Source organism: Pseudomonas sp. UBA4617 (genome assembly GCF_002386445.1).
In the GTDB taxonomy this organism is placed as follows: domain Bacteria; phylum Pseudomonadota; class Gammaproteobacteria; order Pseudomonadales; family Pseudomonadaceae; genus Aquipseudomonas.
The window spans coordinates 47,574-65,551 of sequence record NZ_DGIR01000016.1 but is presented as its reverse complement, the minus strand read 5'-3'; the positions used below and the strand labels follow the sequence as shown (position 1 = coordinate 65,551).

Annotated in this window: 14 protein-coding genes and 1 pseudogene; 7 read left to right on the top strand and 8 right to left on the bottom strand. The window is 66.7% G+C overall.

The window, feature by feature from the left end:
• Positions 1–21: 21 nt before the first annotated feature.
• From B4L76_RS06000 to glcD, 4 genes are read right to left on the bottom strand one after another with little or no spacing between them, the layout of a single operon-like run.
• Complete coding sequence (locus B4L76_RS06000) at positions 22–420, bottom strand: heme-binding protein (protein WP_296231181.1); 399 nt, start codon at positions 418–420, stop codon at positions 22–24.
• Positions 413–1,648, bottom strand: a complete 1,236-nt coding sequence (gene glcF, locus B4L76_RS05995; protein ID WP_296231179.1) for a glycolate oxidase subunit GlcF — start codon at positions 1,646–1,648, stop codon at positions 413–415. Before glcF ends, B4L76_RS06000 begins: the two co-directional genes overlap by 8 nt.
• A gap of 9 nt (positions 1,649–1,657) precedes the next feature.
• Positions 1,658–2,710 carry a glycolate oxidase subunit GlcE gene (gene glcE / locus B4L76_RS05990; protein WP_296231177.1) on the bottom strand — a complete coding sequence of 351 codons (1,053 nt, stop codon included), beginning with the start codon at positions 2,708–2,710 and terminating at the stop codon, positions 1,658–1,660.
• A complete protein-coding gene (glcD, locus tag B4L76_RS05985; RefSeq protein WP_296231175.1) occupies positions 2,710–4,209 on the bottom strand; it encodes a glycolate oxidase subunit GlcD in 1,500 nt (499 codons plus the stop codon). The genes glcE and glcD overlap by 1 nt, the downstream gene beginning before the upstream one ends.
• Positions 4,210–4,405: 196 nt before the next feature.
• Between glcD and glcC the strand changes: the two genes are divergently transcribed.
• Positions 4,406–5,170 carry a transcriptional regulator GlcC gene (glcC, locus tag B4L76_RS05980; protein WP_296231174.1) on the top strand — a complete coding sequence of 255 codons (765 nt, stop codon included), beginning with the start codon at positions 4,406–4,408 and terminating at the stop codon, positions 5,168–5,170.
• Positions 5,171–5,262: 92 nt separating this feature from the next.
• On the opposite strand, the gene B4L76_RS05975 is transcribed toward glcC, so the two are convergent.
• A complete protein-coding gene (locus tag B4L76_RS05975) occupies positions 5,263–5,580 on the bottom strand; it encodes a DUF2388 domain-containing protein (protein ID WP_296231172.1) in 318 nt (105 codons plus the stop codon).
• Positions 5,581–5,821: 241 nt separating this feature from the next.
• Positions 5,822–7,717, bottom strand: a complete 1,896-nt coding sequence (mrdA, locus tag B4L76_RS05970; protein WP_296231171.1) for a penicillin-binding protein 2 — start codon at positions 7,715–7,717, stop codon at positions 5,822–5,824.
• A 291-nt stretch (positions 7,718–8,008) separates the two neighbouring features.
• On the opposite strand from mrdA, the gene B4L76_RS05965 reads away from it, so the two are divergent.
• From B4L76_RS05965 to alr, 5 genes and pseudogenes are all read left to right on the top strand, one after another.
• On the top strand, positions 8,009–8,677 hold the full coding sequence (locus B4L76_RS05965; protein ID WP_296231170.1) for an ABC transporter ATP-binding protein: 669 nt from the start codon (positions 8,009–8,011) through the stop codon (positions 8,675–8,677).
• On the top strand, positions 8,674–11,133 hold the full coding sequence (locus B4L76_RS05960) for an ABC transporter permease (RefSeq protein ID WP_296231169.1): 2,460 nt from the start codon (positions 8,674–8,676) through the stop codon (positions 11,131–11,133). The genes B4L76_RS05965 and B4L76_RS05960 overlap by 4 nt, the downstream gene beginning before the upstream one ends.
• Positions 11,123–12,178 (top strand): lipocalin-like domain-containing protein, encoded by a 1,056-nt coding sequence (locus B4L76_RS05955; RefSeq protein WP_296231168.1) that lies wholly within the window; start codon positions 11,123–11,125, stop codon positions 12,176–12,178. The genes B4L76_RS05960 and B4L76_RS05955 overlap by 11 nt, the downstream gene beginning before the upstream one ends.
• A gap of 61 nt (positions 12,179–12,239) precedes the next feature.
• A pseudogene (locus B4L76_RS05950) lies at positions 12,240–12,368 on the top strand (IS5/IS1182 family transposase); the annotation flags it as partial.
• Positions 12,369–12,504: 136 nt separating this feature from the next.
• The gene (gene alr, locus B4L76_RS05945; RefSeq protein WP_296231167.1) at positions 12,505–13,734 is read left to right on the top strand and encodes an alanine racemase; all 1,230 of its coding nucleotides are present in this window, start codon (positions 12,505–12,507) and stop codon (positions 13,732–13,734) included.
• Between the two features lie 48 nt (positions 13,735–13,782).
• On the opposite strand, the gene B4L76_RS05940 is transcribed toward alr, so the two are convergent.
• Both B4L76_RS05940 and B4L76_RS05935 read right to left on the bottom strand, forming a co-directional pair.
• The gene (locus B4L76_RS05940) at positions 13,783–15,126 is read right to left on the bottom strand and encodes a D-serine ammonia-lyase (RefSeq protein ID WP_296231166.1); all 1,344 of its coding nucleotides are present in this window, start codon (positions 15,124–15,126) and stop codon (positions 13,783–13,785) included.
• A 73-nt stretch (positions 15,127–15,199) separates the two neighbouring features.
• Positions 15,200–16,918 (bottom strand): FAD-dependent oxidoreductase, encoded by a 1,719-nt coding sequence (locus B4L76_RS05935; protein ID WP_296231165.1) that lies wholly within the window; start codon positions 16,916–16,918, stop codon positions 15,200–15,202.
• A gap of 194 nt (positions 16,919–17,112) precedes the next feature.
• Here B4L76_RS05935 and B4L76_RS05930 point away from each other — a divergent pair, with 194 nt between their 5' ends.
• Positions 17,113–17,889 carry an IclR family transcriptional regulator gene (locus tag B4L76_RS05930; protein ID WP_296231164.1) on the top strand — a complete coding sequence of 259 codons (777 nt, stop codon included), beginning with the start codon at positions 17,113–17,115 and terminating at the stop codon, positions 17,887–17,889.
• Positions 17,890–17,978: the final 89 nt, after the last annotated feature.

Here is a 17,978-nt window from a genome sequence, read left to right as displayed (position 1 = left end):
CGGAAAGTGAGTGCACAGGATTCAGAGGGCTGCAGCTGCGGCCATGGCCACCTGGGCATCCTGCCCGGGCTTGACCCCGGAAACGCCAATGGCGCCTACCACCTGGCCCTCCACCCGCAGCGGTACGCCGCCCTCCAGGCAGGTCAGCAGTGGTGCGGTGACGAACGCCGTGCGGCCTGCATTGACCATTTCCTCGTAATCGCGCGTCTCCCTGCGCCCAAGCGCTGCGCTGCGCGCCTTTTCCACGGCGATGTAGGCGCTCGCCGGGGCGCAGCCGTCCAGGCGTTCCAGGGCCAGCGGGTGGCCGCCGTCGTCGACCACGGCGATGGTCACGCCCCAGTGTTGCGCCAGGGCTTCCTGGCGGGCGGCGCTCAGCACTCGGGCGACTTCGGCCTGGCCGATAACGGGCTTGCTATGCATGGTGGTTCTCCGGATTCAAGGCTGCTTCGACGATTTCGATCCAGTGCCGCACCGGCGTGCGCCCGGCCCCGTCGAGGTGGGCCTGGCAGCCGATGTTGGCGGTGGCGATGACTTGCGGTTTGCCGCTTTCCAGGGCGTTGAGGCGGTTGTCGCGCAGTTGCCGCGACAGCTCAGGCTGGGTCAGCGAGTAGGTGCCGGCCGAGCCGCAGCACAGGTGGCTGTCGGCGACCGCGGTAAGGGTGAAACCCAGGCGTGTGAGCAAGGCTTCCACGGCACCGCCCAGTTTCAGCGCGTGTTGCAGGGTGCATGGGCAATGGAAGGCCAGGCGCTGTTCGGCGCACAGGCCCAGTTGCTCGACCGGCTCGTCGCGCAGTACCTCCACCAGGTCGCGCGACAGCGCGCTGACGCGTGCGGCCTTGGCAGCGTAGTGCGGGTCGTTTTCCAGCAGGTGGCCATAATCGCGCACGAATGCGCCACAGCCGCTGGCGGTTTGCACGATGGCCTCGGCGCCGGCCTCGATGGCGGGCCACCAGGCGTCGATATTGCGCCGCGCGCGTTGCAGGCCTTGTGCCTGGGCATCGAGGTGGTAGTCCACCGCGCCACAGCAACCGGCTTGGTGGATCGGCTCCACGCTGATGCCCAGGCGGTCCAGCAGGCGTGCGGCGGCAGCATTGGTGTTGGGCGACAGGGCCGGTTGCACGCAGCCTTCCAGCAGCAGGACCCGCCGCGCATGACGGGCTACCGGACGCACGCCGGGGGCGGCAGCGCGAGCCGGCAGCTTGTGCCTGAGGGTGGCCGGCAGCAGTGGGCGCAGCGCCTGGCCGCTGCGGGTCAGGGCCTTGAACAGCGCCGGGCGCGGCACCACCGCACGCAGGCCGTGGCGTAGCAGGCGCTGGCCGAGTGGGCGTGGTACCTGCTGGTCGACCACGGCGCGGCCGATATCCAGCAAGTCGTGGTACTTCACCCCGGAAGGGCAGGTGGTTTCGCAATTGCGGCAGCTCAGGCAGCGGTCCAGATGTGTCTGGGTACTGGCGCTCACGGGCTCGCCTTCGAGCACCTGCTTGATCAGGTAGATACGCCCGCGTGGGCCGTCCAGCTCATCGCCCAGCAACTGGTAGGTGGGGCAGGTGGCGGTGCAGAAACCACAATGCACACAGGAGCGCAGGATGCTTTCGGCTTCGTCGGCGCGGGCCAGGCGCCGGGCGCTTTCGCTAAGGTTGGTTTGCATGGTCTGGGCTCACAGGTCCGGGTACAGGCGGCCAGGGTTGAAGATGCCCTGGGGGTCGAGTTGCTGCTTGAGGGCGCGGTGGTAATGCAGCAGCGCGGTGGGCAGCGGTGGGCTGTTGGTAACGCCTGGGACGTAACAGGTGGCATGGCCACCGGCCCTGGCCACCCGTTCGCGGATGTCCTGTGCTGCTGCGGTGGACTTCAGCCAGCGCTGGGCGCCACCCCAATCAAGCAGTTGCCGGCCGGGCAACTCCAGTTCGCCGGTGGCTAGCGGCACCGACAGGCGCCATAGCGGTGCAGGGTCGGCAAAGAACGCCAGGCGCTGCTCGCGCAGGTCGCTCCAGAAGCGGCTGTCGAGCGCTTCGCCGCCCAGGCGCTGGCGCGCTGACTGGACCGAGCCTTCACCGCCTTCCAGGCGCAGGTACAGCGCGTCGCCGTCATGGCAGGCGGCACTGATCGGCAGCGGTTGCTGGCCCCATTCGGCGAGTTCCAGCAGCGCTTCGTGGCGGCTCATCGGCAGGCGCAGGCTCAGGCACTGGCGCGGACGCGGCAGCACTTTCAGCGACACTTCGGTCAGCAGCCCCAGGCAACCGAAGCTGCCCGCCATCAGCCGTGACACGTCGTAACCGGCGACGTTCTTCATCACCTCGCCACCGAAGCGCAGCAACTTGCCATGGCCGGTTATCAGCCGTGTCCCCAGCACGTAGTCACGCACCGACCCGGCCCACGGCCGCCGTGGCCCTGACAGCCCGGCTGCGACCATGCCCCCCACGGTGGCCTCGGGGCCCAGGTGTGGCGGCTCGCAGGGCAGCATCTGGCCGGCTTCGTGCAGCACCGCCTCGATTTCGTGCAGCGGCGTGCCGGCCCGGGCGGTGAGCACCAGCTCGGTCGGGTCGTAGCTGACGATGCCGCGGTGGCTGCGGGTGTCCAGCACGTCGCCGGCCACCGGGTTGCCGAGCATGGCCTTGCTGTTGCCCCCCTGGATACGCAGCGCCGTAGCCTGGTTCAATGCCTGGCTGACCTGCTCCAGCAGGGCCTGGCTCATATCACGGTCCATGCTCATCAGAAGCGCTCCAGCTCGGGGAAGGGCAGTTGTCCGTGGTGCACGTGCATCGCGCCGAATTCGGCGCAACGGTGCAGGGTGGGGATGTTCTTGCCGGGGTTGAGCAGGCCCTTCGGGTCGAAGGCGGCCTTGACCGCATGGAACAGGGTGATTTCGTCGTCGCTGAACTGCGCGCACATCTGGTTGATCTTCTCGCGCCCGACACCATGCTCGCCGGTGATGCTGCCGCCGACGGCCACGCACAGCTCGAGGATCTTGCCGCCGATGGCCTCGGCGCGCTGCAGTTCACCGGGCAGGTTGGCATCGAACAGGATCAGCGGATGCATGTTGCCGTCGCCGGCGTGGAACACGTTGGCCACGCGCAGGCCATACTCGCGGGACAGGTCGCTGATGCCCTTGAGCACCCGCGGCAGCTCGCGGCGCGGGATGGTGCCGTCCATGCAGTAGTAGTCCGGGGAAATGCGCCCCACCGCCGGGAAGGCGTTCTTGCGCCCGGCCCAGAAGCGCACACGTTCGGCCTCGTCACTGGCCAGCCGCACCTCGCACGCCCCGGCCCGGGCCAGCACGGCGGCGACCCTGTCGCAATCATCGTGCACGTCGGCTTCGACCCCATCCAGCTCGCACAGCAGGATGGCTGCCGCGTCCACCGGGTAGCCGGCGTGGATGAAGTCCTCGGCGGCACGGATCGCCAGGTTGTCCATCATTTCCAGGCCACCGGGGATGATCCCGGCGGCGATGATCTCGGCCACGGCCCGGCCGGCATCCTCGACGCGCTCGAAACTGGCCAGCAGCACCCGCGCCACCTGGGGTTTGGGCAGTAGCTTGACGGTGACTTCGGTGACGATGCCGAGCATGCCTTCGGAGCCGGTGAACAGTGCCAGCAGGTCGAAACCGGGGCTGTCCAGGGCATCGCTGCCCAAGGTCAGGCGTTCGCCTTCGACCGTCAGGATCTCGACCTTCAACAGGTTGTGCACGGTCAGGCCGTACTTCAGGCAGTGCACGCCACCGGCGTTTTCGGCAACGTTGCCGCCGATGGAACAGGCAATTTGCGAGGACGGGTCTGGTGCATAGTACAGGCCGTGCGGTGCCGCGGCCTGGGAGATGGCCAGGTTGCGCACGCCGGGCTGCACCCGGGCGAAGCGGCCCTGCGGGTTGACCTCGAGGATGCGGTTGAAGCGCGCCATCACCAGCAGGATGCCCTTGGCCAGCGGCAAGGCGCCGCCCGACAGGCCGGTACCGGCGCCGCGCGCGACCACCGGGACGCCGCGCTGGTGGCAGAGCCTGAGCAATGCCTGCACCTGCTCCAGGCGCTCGGGCAGCACTACCAGCAGCGGCACCGTGCGGTAGGCGGAAAGGCCATCGCATTCGTAGGGTTTGAGGTCTTCCTCGCGGTGCAGCACCTCGAGGTCCGGCAGGGCATCGCGCAGCGCCTGCAGCAGGGCCGCCTGGTCCACGGCGGGCAGTGCGCCATCGACGCGTTCGTCGTACAGGATGTTCATGGGCTCACTCGGCAACGGTTATTGTCGTTGTTGGCACATCGCTCACCCTTTGCAGCCTGCGCGTCACAGCGGTTGGGGTCGAGTAGCCGGGAAGCTGGTCCTACCAGTTTTTGCCAGAAGCGCTGGTTATTGGCGGTATCGCTCGGCTAGATTGAGGTCGGCAGGCAAAGTGGTCCTACCAGCAGGAGGGTGCGCAATGGCTACAGAAGGCAAGGTCAAGGTCGCCGACCAGGTGGCCGAACGGGTCGAACGGCTGATTGTCGAGGGTGTGCTGAAGGTCGGCCAGGCCCTGCCGTCGGAGCGGCGCCTGGTGGAAAAGCTCGGGTGCTCGCGTTCGGCGCTGCGGGAAGGCCTGCGCATCCTGCGTGGGCGCGGCATCATCGATACCGAGCAGGGCCGTGGTTCGTTTGTCGCCGACCTGACCGGGCGGGCCGGGGGCACACCGTTGATGCACCTGTTCAGCTCGCAGCCACGTACGCTGTTCGACCTGCTGGAAGTGCGCGCGCTGCTGGAGGCCGAATCGGCGCGCCTGGCCGCCTTGCGTGCCACCGATATCGACCGCCTGCTGATTCGCCGGCGCTATGACGAGATGCTTGCCGCGCATGCCGGCCACGAGGCGCTTGATGCCCGTGAGCATGCCCGCCGCGACCATGCCTTCCACCGCGCGATCAGCGAGGCGTCGCACAACCCGGTGCTGGTACTGACCTTGCAATCGCTCAACGACCTGACCTTGAGCACGGTGTTCGCGTCGGTCAACAACCTGTATTGCCGCCCGGCGCAGAAGCGCCAGATCGACCGTCAGCATGCACGGTTGTATCACGCCGTCATGGAGCAGTTGCCCGAGCAGGCGCAGAGGGCGGCACGGGAGCACATCAACGGCATCCGCGACAGCTTGCGCGAAATCGAGCAGGAGGAGCAGCGCCTGGTGCGGGCGACCATGCGCATGGATGGGTGGGGGTGAACTTCACCAGTGCCGGCCCTTGCGCGGCTGAACCCGTCCACCAACGGCCTTGGTGGCCTTGTGGAGGCGGGTTCAGCAGCGGACGGCCCGGGTCAGTGATTGCCTACGGTATCGTCCTGCGACAGGATGGCCTGGGCCAGTTCTTCATCACTGGCCTGCAGGCCAGGATGTTCCTTGCGCGCTTGCTCCAGTGCCGCCTCGACGTAGGCGCCACGGATTGCACCGCCGCTGGCGACGTAAGCGGAAAGCTCGTCGCGCGCCGGGATGATCCGTTTGTCGTCCTTGAAGGTCGAGTAGAGCGAAGCGGAAACACCGGCAGAGGTGGCGACGTCGCCCGCGTCGACGTCAGCCAGGGCAGCACCGGCAGGCAGCAGGAGCAGCAAGGCAGGGGCGAGGAGTAGGTGGCGCATGGCATGTTCTCCAGTAACGTGAAGCACAGGGAAATAAACCACTCAGTGTTTAAGAACGCACGGAGGTGCCCGGAGTTCCATGGGTGTTCCACGGCAGGCTGCGCTCAGCCGGCCAAATGCATGCATGGACTGTGGCGAGCCCGGCGTGCTCTGCTCGGGCTTGCCAGGATCAAGGCACTGCCAAGCTGGAGCGCCCGTCCGCGCTGATGCCTCGCACGGCAGGCTGTTCGGCGGTGCGCCCCTAGCTGTGTGGCGCAGCATGCGCGGCTGCGCCCCCGGCATATTCAGGCTTCAGATGCCCCTGGTCGTCCAGCAGATAGGCATCCATCACCTCGCGTACCACCGGGCCCGCCACCCGTCCGCCGGCTTCCCCGTTCTCGATCATCACCGCTACCACCACGCTCGGGTGCTCGGCGGGCGCAAAGCCGACGAACAGGGCGTTGTCGCGGTGCCGCTCCTGGGTCTTGTCGCGGTTGTAGCGCTCGCCTTGCCTGATCGCCACCACCTGCGCGGTGCCGCTCTTGCCGGCAATCCGGTACTGCGCGCCAGCCGCGGCGGCACGGGCGATCCCCCGCGGGTCGTGCATGACCATTTGCATGCCCTGGCTGACCTGGTCCCAGGCATGCTTGTCATGCAGCACGATGTCGGGCATTGGGTGGGGATCGACCGGGGCCACGCCGCCCACGCTCCTCGCCAGGTGCGGGCGGTGCCAGACGCCCTTGCTCGCCAGCAGGCTGGTGGCCTGGGCCAGTTGCAGCGGGGTGACCTGCATGTAGCCCTGGCCGATGCCAAGGATCAGCGTCTCGCCCGGGAACCAGGCCTGGCGCCGCGTGGCACGTTTCCACTCGGCCGATGGCATCAACCCCGAGGCTTCCTCGAACATGTCCAGCGACACCTTCTGGCCCAGGCCGAACTCGGCCAGGTAGTCGTGCAGGCGGTCGATGCCGAGCTTGTGGGCCAGGTCGTAGAAGTAGGTGTCGTTGGAGCGCATGATGGCGGTGTACATGTCCACCCAGCCATCGCCGCTACGGTTCCAGTTGCGGTACTTGTGGTCATAGTTGGGCAGTTCGTAGTAGCCCGGGTCGAAGACCCGGCTGCCCGGGGTGATCACGCCGCTGTCGAGGCCGGCGATTGCGACCTCCGGCTTGACCGTCGAGCCCGGTGCGTAAAGGCCGCGCAGCACACGGTTGAACAGGGGCCGGTCGATGGAGTCGCGCAGCGCGGCGTACTGCTGGAAGCTGATGCCCTTGACGAACAGGTTGGGGTCGAAGCTGGGGTTGCTGACCATGGCCAGCACATCGCCGTTGGCCGGGTCGAGCACCACCACCGAGCCACGGCGGTCGCCCAGCGCTTTTTCCGCCGCCAGTTGCAGGTGCGCGTCCAGGGTCAGGACGATATCCTGGCCGGGGGTCGGGTCCTTGTGGTTGAGCACCCGCATCACCCGACCCTGGGCGTTGGTCTCGACCTCCTCATAACCCACGTGGCCGTGCAGCTGGCTTTCGTAGAAATGTTCGATGCCGGTCTTGCCGATCGACTGGGTGCCACGGTATTCGTTGTTGTCGAGGGCCTTGGCCTCTTTTTCGTTGATCCGCCCCACGTAGCCCACCGAATGGGCGAAGTGCTCGGCCAGCGGGTATTCGCGGATGAACTGCGGTTCGACCTCCAGGCCTGGCAGACGGAACTGGTTCACTGCGACCAGGGCGATCTGCTCTTCGCTCAGGCCGACCATCAAGGTGACCGGCTCGAACGGCTTGCGGCCCCGGCGCAGGTCCTTGTCGAACTGCTTGCGCTCGTCTTCGCCCAGGCCCAGGACCTGGGTCAGGGTGTCGAGCACCTTGGCCGTGTCGCCGCCGGCCCGTTCGCGGGTCATGGTCAGGTCGAAGCTGGGCTTGTTGGCGGCCAGGACCACGCCGTTGCGGTCATAGATCAGGCCACGCTCGGGGGCGATGGGCAGCACGTGAACGCGGTTGTTTTCCGACACGGCGCTCTGCTGGTCATGCTGCACCACCTGCAGCACATAGAGCCTACCGACCAGGACGGCGCACAGGCTGAAGACCAGGGCGGCGCAGGCCAGAAGCCGGCGGTTGACCAGGTGCTTTTCCTTTTCGTGGTCCTTGAGAGGGATGGGTTGCGGCATCGGCGGTTTCGTCTGCGGGTGGCGTGGCTGGGTAAGGCGTGGGCCTGTACACGCCGGGCCTGTGGGTGCGGGGGCGGTGATGCTACGCAAGGTGCCAGGCCCTCTCAAGGCGAAGGCCGCGTGCAGCAACCGGGCGACGGTCGCTACGCCCATGATCATGCGGCCCGCCGGCAAGATGAAGATTTGTTCATCACCGGGTCGGCGGGCTGCAAAATGCCGATGGAACGATACACGCGCATCGCGCCGAACCTGCTATTCCTAAAGGACACCTGAACCGACCAAGGCCCATCGATGCTGGTCATCGAACAACTGTACAAATCGTTCCCCACCCCACAAGGCCTGCAGCCGGTATTGCAGGGCGTCGACCTGCACCTGGCACGCGGCAGCAGCCTGGCGCTGATGGGTGAATCAGGCAGTGGCAAAAGCACCTTGCTGCACCTGGTGGCCGGCCTCGATCGCGCCGACAGCGGCCGTATCCTGATCGACGGCGCCGCCCTCGACAGCCGTTGCGAAGCGTCGCTGGCGCTATGGCGGCGCGAGGCGGTTGGCCTGGTGTTCCAGCAGTACAACCTGATCAGCAGCCTGGACGTGGCGGCCAACCTTGCCTTCCAGGCGCGCCTGGCTGCGCGGCATGACCCGCATTGGGTCGCGTATCTGGCACAACGCCTGGGCCTGACGGGTTTGCTTGCGCGCTACCCCGAACAGCTGTCCGGCGGCCAGCAGCAACGGGTTGCCATCGGCCGTGCGCTGGCCGGGCGCCCGTCCTGGCTGCTGGCCGACGAGCCCACCGGCAGCCTCGATGAAGCCAGCAGCGACGAAGTGCTGAGTTTGCTGCTGCAACTGGTCGCCGAGGCCGGCAGCGGTGTGCTGATGGTGACCCACAGCCCGCGCCTGGCGGCGCGCTTGCAGCAGCGTTGCTACTTGCAGGCCGGCCGCGTGCGCGCCGAACCGGGTCGATGAGACTGCTGTCGCTGGCCCTGTGGGCACTGCTCAGCCATTGGCGGCGCCACCGTGCGCAGTGCTTCAGCATCCTCACCGGCCTGTGGCTGGCCACGGCTTTGTGGACCGGTGTGCAGGCGGTTAACAGCCAGGCGCGCAGCGACTATGCCCGTGCCAGCGCGGTATTGGCGGCGCCGCTGCAGGCGCAGCTGGTGCCGCGCCATGGCGAACGCTTCGACCAGGCACTGTACGTGCAACTGCGCAGGCTGGGCTGGGCGCTGAGCCCGGTACTGGAAGGCCGCCTGCGTCTGCCGGGCGAGCCGGCGCGCAGCGTGCGGTTGATCGGCATAGAGCCATTGAGCCTGCCGCCGGCCAGCAGCATTGCCGGCGTACAGCCACAGGCATTCGACTTGCAGGCGTTCATCGGCCTGCCTGGGCAAGCCTGGGTCGGACCAGACCTGCTGCGTCAACTGAACATAGCCCCCGGGGAAGCGATACGCGACAGCGAAGGGCAACTGCTGCCACCGGTGGTGCTGCAGCCTGCACTGGCCCCAGGGGTGATGGTGGTCGATATCGGCCACGCGCAAGCGCTGCTGCACGCGCCTGGCCAGTTGTCGCGCCTGCTGGCCACCGCGCCGGGGCCGCTGCCGGGGCAAGTCGCTGCCGAGCTTGAATGGCAACCCCGGCAGGATGACGGCGGCCTGCAGCGGCTGACCGACAGTTTCCACCTCAACCTGACAGCACTGGGCCTGCTGGCGTTCGTCGTCGGCCTGTTCATCGCCCATGCCGCGATCGGCCTGGCGCTGGAACAGCGGCGCGGGCTGATACGCAACCTGCGTGCTTGCGGCATCAACCTGAAGGTCCTGTTATGGGCGCTGGTGCTGGAACTGGGCCTGTTCGCCGTGCTGGGCGGTGTCGCCGGGGTGGCCAGTGGGTACGCGCTGGCGGCGTGGCTGCTGCCTGATGTGGCCGCCAGCCTGCGCGGCCTGTATGGCGCCCAGGTGGCCGGTACGCTGAGCCTGCCGGCGTGGTGGTGGTTGGCGGGGGTGCTGGTTGGCGTGGTGGGGGCATTGCTGGCCGGGGTCGGCAGCGTATTGCGCGCTGCACGGTTACCGTTGCTGGCGCTGGCACAACCCCAGGCCTGGCGCCTGGCGCAGGGGCCGTGGCTGCAGCGTCAGGCTGTGCTGGCGGGCCTGCTGCTGGTGTTGGCCCTGGGCTGTGGCCTGCTGGGTAACAGCCTGCCCAGCGCGTTCGGCCTGCTGGCGGGGCTACTGCTGGCGGCGGCGCTGCTGCTGCCAGCCTTGCTTGACAGCGCGCTGGCCTGGCTGGCGCGCCGTTGCCGGCGACCATTGGCGCAATGGTTCGTCGCCGATAGCCGTCAGCAACTGCCCGCCTTGGGGCTCGCGCTGATGGCCCTGTTGCTGGCGCTGGCCGCCAGTGTCGGGGTAGGCAGCATGACCGAAGGCTTTCGCAAGACCTTTGTCGGCTGGCTTGACCAGCGCCTGTCGGCCGAGCTGTACATCACCCCACGGGATACCGCCCAAGGCCTGCAGATTGCCGAGTGGCTCAAGCAGCAACCCGTGCCCGGCACGCTACTGCCTATCTGGCGCGTGGAAACGCAGCTGCAAGGTTGGCCGGTGCAGCTTCAGGGCATCGTCGACCATCCCGTCTATCGAACACGCTGGCCCTTGCTGGAGCAACAGCCGGGCGCCTGGGAGCGACTGGCCAGTGGGCAAGCCGTGATGCTCAGCGAACAACTGGCCAGGCGTCTGCGCCTGCACCTGGGGGACAGCCTGAGGCTGCCGGCAGACAGCCCGCGTGTGCTGACAGTCGTAGGAGTCTATGCCGATTATGGCAACCCCAAGGGCCACGTACTGGTCGGCGCCGACGCTTTACGCGAGCACTGGCCGCAGGCAAGCCTGACGGGCTTGAGCGTCGATCTGGCCGCAGACCAGGTGCCATCGCTCATGGCCGCACTGCAGCAGCGCTTTACCCTCGACGACAGCCGGGTGGTCGAGCAGGCCCGACTGAAACGCTGGTCGACCGAGGTGTTCAACCGTACCTTTGCCGCCACCGCCGCGCTCAACAGCCTGACCCTTGGCGTGGCCGGCGTGGCGCTGTTCATCAACCTGTTGACGCTGGGCCAGACCCGCCTGGGCCAGTTGGCGCCTTTATGGGCGCTGGGGGTGCGGCGGGCGCAACTGGCCTGGCTGAGCCTCGGGCAGACCCTGCTGCTGAGCAGCCTCACCGTGCTGCTGGCCATCCCGTTGGGTATCCTGTTGGCCTGGTGCCTGGTCGCGGTGCTGAACGTGCAGGCATTCGGCTGGCGCCTGCCGCTTTACGTGTTCCCTGCACAGCTGTTGCAGCTGGCCCTGCTGGCCTTGCTGAGCAGCCTGCTGGCCAGCGCCTGGCCCTTGTGGCAACTGGCGCGTCGCCAGCCACGCGAACTGTTGAGGCCGTTCACCGATGAAGCGTAGCGTGTGGCTGTTGCTGTTTGGCTTGCTGTGCGGCTGCGACAAGCCGGCGGAACAAAGCTATGCCGGGCTCGGCCAGCAGGCTGGCGCATTCAGCCAGGTGACCCGCGGGCATCGGCTGGCATTTCCACGCGACCACGGCGCGCACGATGGCTTTCGCATCGAATGGTGGTACGTCACCGCCAACCTGCAGGATGCCCGTCAGCGTGACTGGGGCGTGCAGTGGACGCTGTTCCGCTCGGCCTTGCGCCCAGGCCCGGAAACGCCCGGCTGGAACGGCCCGAACCTGTGGCTGGGGCATGCGGCGTTGACCGGCCCGGGCGGCCACCAGTCGGGTGAAACCCTGGCACGCGGGGGGATAGGCCAGGCCGGTGTGCAGGCGCAGCCGTTCCGGGCGTGGATCAATGACTGGTCGCTGCAGGGCAGCAACGGCATGGAACACCTGCAGATGCGGGCCACCACTGAGGGCTTTCGCTACGAATTGCAACTGCACAGCGATGGGCCCCTGGTGTTGCATGGCGAGCAGGGCTACAGCGAGAAATCCGGCAAGGGGCAGGCTTCGTATTACTACAGCCAGCCGTTTTACCGTGTGCGCGGGTATGTGCAGCGTGGCGGCCAGTGTATTGCGGTCACCGGCCAGGCCTGGCTGGACCGGGAGTGGAGCAGTCAGCCCCTGGCCGCCGGGCAGACCGGCTGGGACTGGTTTTCGCTGCACCTGGACAATGGCGCCAAGCTGATGCTGTTCCAGGTGCGCCAGGCCCAGGGCGAGGCGTATCGCGCCGGGACCTGGGTTGGCGCGCAGGGTGAAGTGGTGGTGCTGGCGGGGGCGCAGGTCGAGTTGCAGGCGCAGGCCTGGACGCGGCAGAAAAATGGCAAGCGGGTGCCGACGCGCTGGCGGGTGCGGGTACCGGGGCAGGGCCTGGATGTGCAGGCCGAGGCGCTGGAGCCGCAGGCGTGGATGGACACCCGCTTCCCGTACTGGGAAGGGCCGGTGCGGTTGACCGGGAGTGCGGGTGGGCGCGGCTATCTGGAAATGACCGGGTACTAGGTTCTGTACCAAAAGCGATGTGGCAAACACCGCATGGAACAAGTCAGTGAGACCATGGCGGTTTGGCTGGCTGAAAGAGAAGCGCCGCATCGTGACACGCTTCAACAAGCTCGCGAAAAGCTACGCCCCCATGGTCTCACTGGCTTGTTCCATGCTGTGTTTGCGACATTTTTTTTCGTATAGAGCCTAGCCGGTGCTGGCTGGGCGCGACACAGCTGGTCATATCCCCACTGGCTATGGCACCCTCGCTGACGGCGTGCCGAGCACCAATACCTTTGGTCTTTCCGGCCGCATACATCACCAAAAAAAAGAATAGAGAAATCACCATGCCATTTCGCCGTACCCTCCTGGCTGCCTCCCTCGCTCTGCTGATCACTGGCCAAGCCCCGCTGTACGCCGCACCGCCGCTGTCGATGGACAACGGCACCACCGCCCTGGCTGTGCAGAACAGCAACGCCTGGGTCGAAATCAGCGCCAGCGCGCTGCAGCACAACATTCGGACCTTGCAGGCCGAGCTGGGTGGCAAGTCCAAGTTGTGCGCCGTGCTCAAGGCCGACGCCTATGGTCACGGCATCGGCCTGGTGATGCCCTCGATCATTGCCCAGGGCGTGCCCTGCGTGGCGGTGGCCAGCAACGAGGAAGCCCGTGTGGTCCGTGCCAGTGGCTTCACCGGGCAGCTGGTGCGGGTGCGCCTGGCCAGCCTCGGTGAAGTGGAAGATGCCCTGCAGTACGACATGGAAGAACTGGTCGGCAGCGCCGAATTCGCCCGCCAGCTCGATGCCCTGGCCGAGCGTCACGGCAAGACCTTGCGCATCCACCTGGCGCTCAATTCCGGCGGCATGAGCCGCAACGGGGTAGAAATGGCCACCTGGTCCGGGCGTGGCGAAGCACTGCAGATCACCGACCAGAAGCACCTCAAGCTGGTCGCGCTGATGACTCACTTCGCCGTGGAGGACAAGGACGATGTGCGCAAAGGCCTGGCCGCCTTCAACGAGCAGAGCGACTGGCTGATCAAGCATGCCAAGCTGGATCGCAGCAAGCTCACCCTGCACGCGGCCAACTCCTTCGCCACGCTGGAAGTGCCGGAAGCGCGCCTGGACATGGTGCGCACCGGTGGCGCGCTGTTCGGCGATACCGTGCCGACGCACACCGAGTACCAGCGGGTCATGCAGTTCAAGTCGCATGTGGCGGCGGTGCACAGCTACCCGGCCGGTAACACTGTCGGCTACGACCGCACCTTCACCCTGAGCCGTGATTCGCGCCTGGCCAACATTACCGTCGGCTACTCCGATGGCTATCGCCGCGTGTTCACCAACAAAGGCCATGTGTTGATCAACGGCCACCGCGTGCCGGTGGTGGGCAAGGTGTCGATGAACACCTTGATGGTCGATGTCACCGACTTCCCTGATGTGAAGGATGGCAACGAAGTGGTGTTGTTCGGCAAGCAGGCCCAGGGCGAGATCACCCAGGCCGAGATCGAAGAAATCAACGGCGCGCTGCTGGCCGACCTGTACACCGTATGGGGCAGTTCCAATCCCAAGATTCTCGTCGACTGACATAGCCGTTCCAGCAAGCCCTGGCGCTGCCGGCCCAGGGCCCGGGCGCTAGGTGCCTGGGTAGCGGCCTTTGCTCAGATAAGCAGCAAATTCCGTCTCCGGTACCATGCTGCCGCCGGTCCCCCACACCAGGTGCGTGGCCCTGGCCATACGCTCGCTCGACAAGCCCATGCGGGCCAGGTATTCGGGCGCTTCAAGCACCTTGACCATGCCCGGCATACCCGCCAGCGCCGAAGGTTCCAGCCGTACATGTTCCAGGTCATGGGCCAGTACCAACAGCCGGTACAACGTTTCGTCGCTGACGGTGTAATACCCATCGAGCAAGCGCTGCATGGCCTTGCCGACGAAGCCTGAAGGGCGGCCCACCGCCAGGCCGTCTGCGGCGGTCAGGTTGTCGATGCCGAAATCCTGCACGCTGGTGGCGTCATGCAGCCCGCTGTACACCCCCAGGAACATGCATGGCGAGTGGGTGGGTTCGGCGAACAGGCAGTGCACATGGTCGCCCCACAGCAGCTTCAGGCCGAACGCCACGCCACCGGGGCCCCCGCCGACACCGCAGGGCAGGTAGACGAACAACGGATGCTCGGCATCCACCTGGATACCGGCCGCGTCGAACTGCCGGGCAAGCCGCTCGGCGGCAACGGCGTAGCCAAGGAACAGGTGCGGCGAGTTCTCGTCATCGACGAAATAGCAGGTCGGGTCCGCCGCCGCCTGCTGGCGGCCTTGCGCCACCGCGACGCTGTAGTCGCTGGCATACTCGACCACATTCACGCCATGGCCGCGCAGTTTGTCCTTCTTCCACTGGCGAGCATCGGCCGACATGTGCACGGTGGCCTGGAAACCCAGCCTGGCGCTGATGATGCCGATCGACAGGCCGAGGTTACCGGTCGAACCGACGGCAATCTTGTAGCGGCTGAAAAACGCCCGCGCCTGGTCGCTGTCCAGCGCCCGGTAGTCGCTGTCGAGGCTGATCAGGCCGGCGGCCAGGGCCAGGTCTTCGGCATGCTTGAGCACTTCGTGAATACCGCCGCGGGCCTTGATCGAGCCGGAGATCGGCAGTTCGCTGTCGGCCTTGAGCCACAGCGAACCGCTGGCGCGCAGGCCGGCCTCCTGCAGCAAGGTGGCGTGCAGCGCGGGCAGCGGGCGCAATGGCGATTCGATGATGCCGCCGCTGGCGGCTGTATCAGCAAATACGCTGGCCAGGTACGGGGCAAAGCGCGTTAACCGGGCACTGGCCGCACTGACATCGGCGGCGCCCAGGCCAACATCGGCCAGGGCCTGGGCGGCCGGAGCGATGTGCGGGTTGAACCAGCGGGTTTCGCGCAGCCCCACCAGCTCCTCGATCAGGGGGTGGGAGTTGCACCATGCTTGCAGCGTCTTGCCGTGAATCATCGTGGCGTTCCTGGGATGGGGCCGGGGCTGACTGGGCGAAGTAACCAGATTTGCTCCTTGTCGGCAAGGCCGGTCAGTTGCATTCATATTCCCGCGCCCCGGCAATATGCCGCCCGGCCACATAGCCAAAGGTCAGCGCCGGGCCCAGGTTGATGCCACCCGACGGGTACCAGCCGCCAAATACACTGGCCATGTCGGTACCCGCCGCGTACAGGCCGACGATGGGCTGCCCGGCCTCATCCAGCACGCGGGCACTGGCGTCGGTGCGCAGCCCGGCAAAGGTTCCAAAGCAGCCGGGTTGGACCTTTACCGCATAGAACGGCCCGTGTTCGATCGGTGCCACGCAGGGGTTGGGCCCTTCATGCTGCGGGTCGCCCTGCTTGCGGTTGAAGGGTGTGGAGCCACGGCCGAAGGCGGGGTCCTGGCCGTTACGGGCGTGGTGGTTGAATTCGCTGACCGTGGCCTGCAGCCCGACCGGGTCGATGCCGCAAGCCTCGGCCAACGCTTCGAGCGTGGCGCCGCGCCTGAGGTAGCTGCTGCGCAGGTGCGGCCATACCGGCAGCGGGGCCGGTCGGGCGTAGCCCAGGCCGTAGCGGCGCAGGAAGCGGTGGTCGCAGACCAGCCACGAGCACACTTCCTCATGCGCCGGTACGGCCGCAATCATGGCCGCCACGTAGTCGTAATAACCATGCGCTTCGTTGACGAAACGCCTGCCATTGGCCAACACGCCGATGATGCCTGGCTTGCCGCGCTCGATGATGTGCGGGAAGTGGCCGACACTACCGTCGCGGTACGGCACTCGCGACACTGGCGCCCAGGCCACCGGCGACTTCAGGTCGGTGGCCACCACGCCGCCAACCGACTCGCCCAGACGCAGGCCGTCGCCCGAGCAGCCCTTGGGCGGCAAGGCCAGGTTGTCGTGGCCGCTGGCATCGCGGGGAAACAGTTGCTGGCGCCGCGCAGGGTCGTTGGGGAAGCCGCCTGCCGCCAGCACCACGGCTTTGGCACGCACCGGTTGTTCGCCCTGCGCTGTGGCTATCACTGCCCCACACACCCGAGCGTTCTCGACCAACAGGCGCGTGGCCGGTGCCGACGCTTGTAGCTGCACGCCCAGGTCCTGTGCCGACTTGGCCAGGCGCGCCACCAATGCCACGCCGTTGACCAGGTACATCGCCCGGCCATACCGGGCCAGGTGGTACAGGTGGCGACCAAAACGCTTGCAGACGTGCAGCAAGGCCTTGGACGAACGGGTCAGGTTGAGGAACGCGGCAAGGTCGGCACCGGCCATGATCGGCATGCCCATGAACGAGGTTTCGCGCAGGGTCTGGCGCAAGCGTGGCAGCAGTGCGCCCACTTCGCGAGCGTCATAGGGCGCGGCAATCACCTGGTGCCCACCCTCGGCCGCACCCGGCGTGTCGCCGTGCATGTCCGGTATGCCGTTGCCGTCGGCAAACTGCAACGCCGTGTGCTGTTCAAAGAACGCCACCATGTGCGGGCACGCCTCGAGGAAGGCGTCTACCCGCTCTTGGTTGTAATACGCCCCCAGCTCGTTACGCAGGTAAGTGCGCGGTTGCTCGATGCTTTCCTCGATGCCGGCCCGGCGTGCCAGCGGGTTGCGCGGCACCCAGGCCCAGCCGCCGGGCCAGGCAGTGGCACCGCCGAACACCGCTTCCTTCTCCACCACGATCACCTTCTGCCCATGCCAGGCGGCCGTCACCGCGGCAGCCAGACCGGCGGCGCCAGACCCTATGACCAGTACATCGCATTCGGTTGCTATCGGGGCGGAAGGCATTACAAGCGTCCTCTATTGTTATTGGAACAAGGTTCCACATTCTTCGCGGCAGGACATCAGCCTGCAAGGGTGAGATAGCCCGGACAGGCAAGTTATGGGCGATCACCGGACAATTTCTGCTGACCTTGCTGCGCCCGGTATCGGGCCTGTGGAATCATCTTCTAGAATCCGCAAAATTTTCGGGGACCTGAGTCATGGCTGGTAGTCAGATCGAACGCGCCTTCAGTCTTGTAGAACACCTGGCCGGTGAACCGCAGGGGCTGCCTTTGCAAACCCTGGCCGAGCGCATGGACATCCCCAAAAGTGCTACCCACCGCATGCTCACCGAGCTGGCAAGGCTGGGCTATGTGCGGCAGAACCGTGACAACAGCCGCTACAAGCTCTCCGCCAAGCTGGTGGCACTGGGCTTTCGTTACCTGGCCAGCAGCGGCGCCGACATCATCCAGCCGATACTAGACCGCCTGGCCCAGGACAGCGGTGAACTGGTGCGTCTGGGCGTGATTGACGGTGCTCGCCAGACCTGGATCGCCAAATCCCAGGGCGCCCGCTCAGGGCTGCGCTACGACCCTGACATGGGCCGCGATGCGCCGCTGTTCTACACGGCGTCCGGGCATGCCTGGCTGGCCAGCCTGGATGATGAACAGGCGCTGCAGATGGTGTTGCGTCAGGGGATTGCCGACCCGGCCCAGTTCGGCCCGAAGGCGCCACGCTCCACCGATGAGCTGTTGGCCTATCTGCGCCGGGCGCGTGAGCGCGGTTACGCTTGGGTCGAGGAAACCTCGGCGATTGGCACCTCGGCCCTGGCAGCGGTCGTCCGGCGCCCGCAAAGTGACCATGTGATTGGCGTGCTGAGCATCGCCGGGCCCAGTGCACGCCTGGCAGAGAGCCGCCTGGCAGAGCTGGCGCCGTTGCTGCTGGCAGCAACGGAAGAACTGTCGCTGGCCAGCCGGGCGAGCGAGCTATTTGCCTGAGTGCGCGCGTTTCTGGTCGATAACCGCACAGTCTGTGCTACCTGTGCTTTTGAAAAGCAGAACCTGGTTCTAGATTGTTCAAGGCAGAT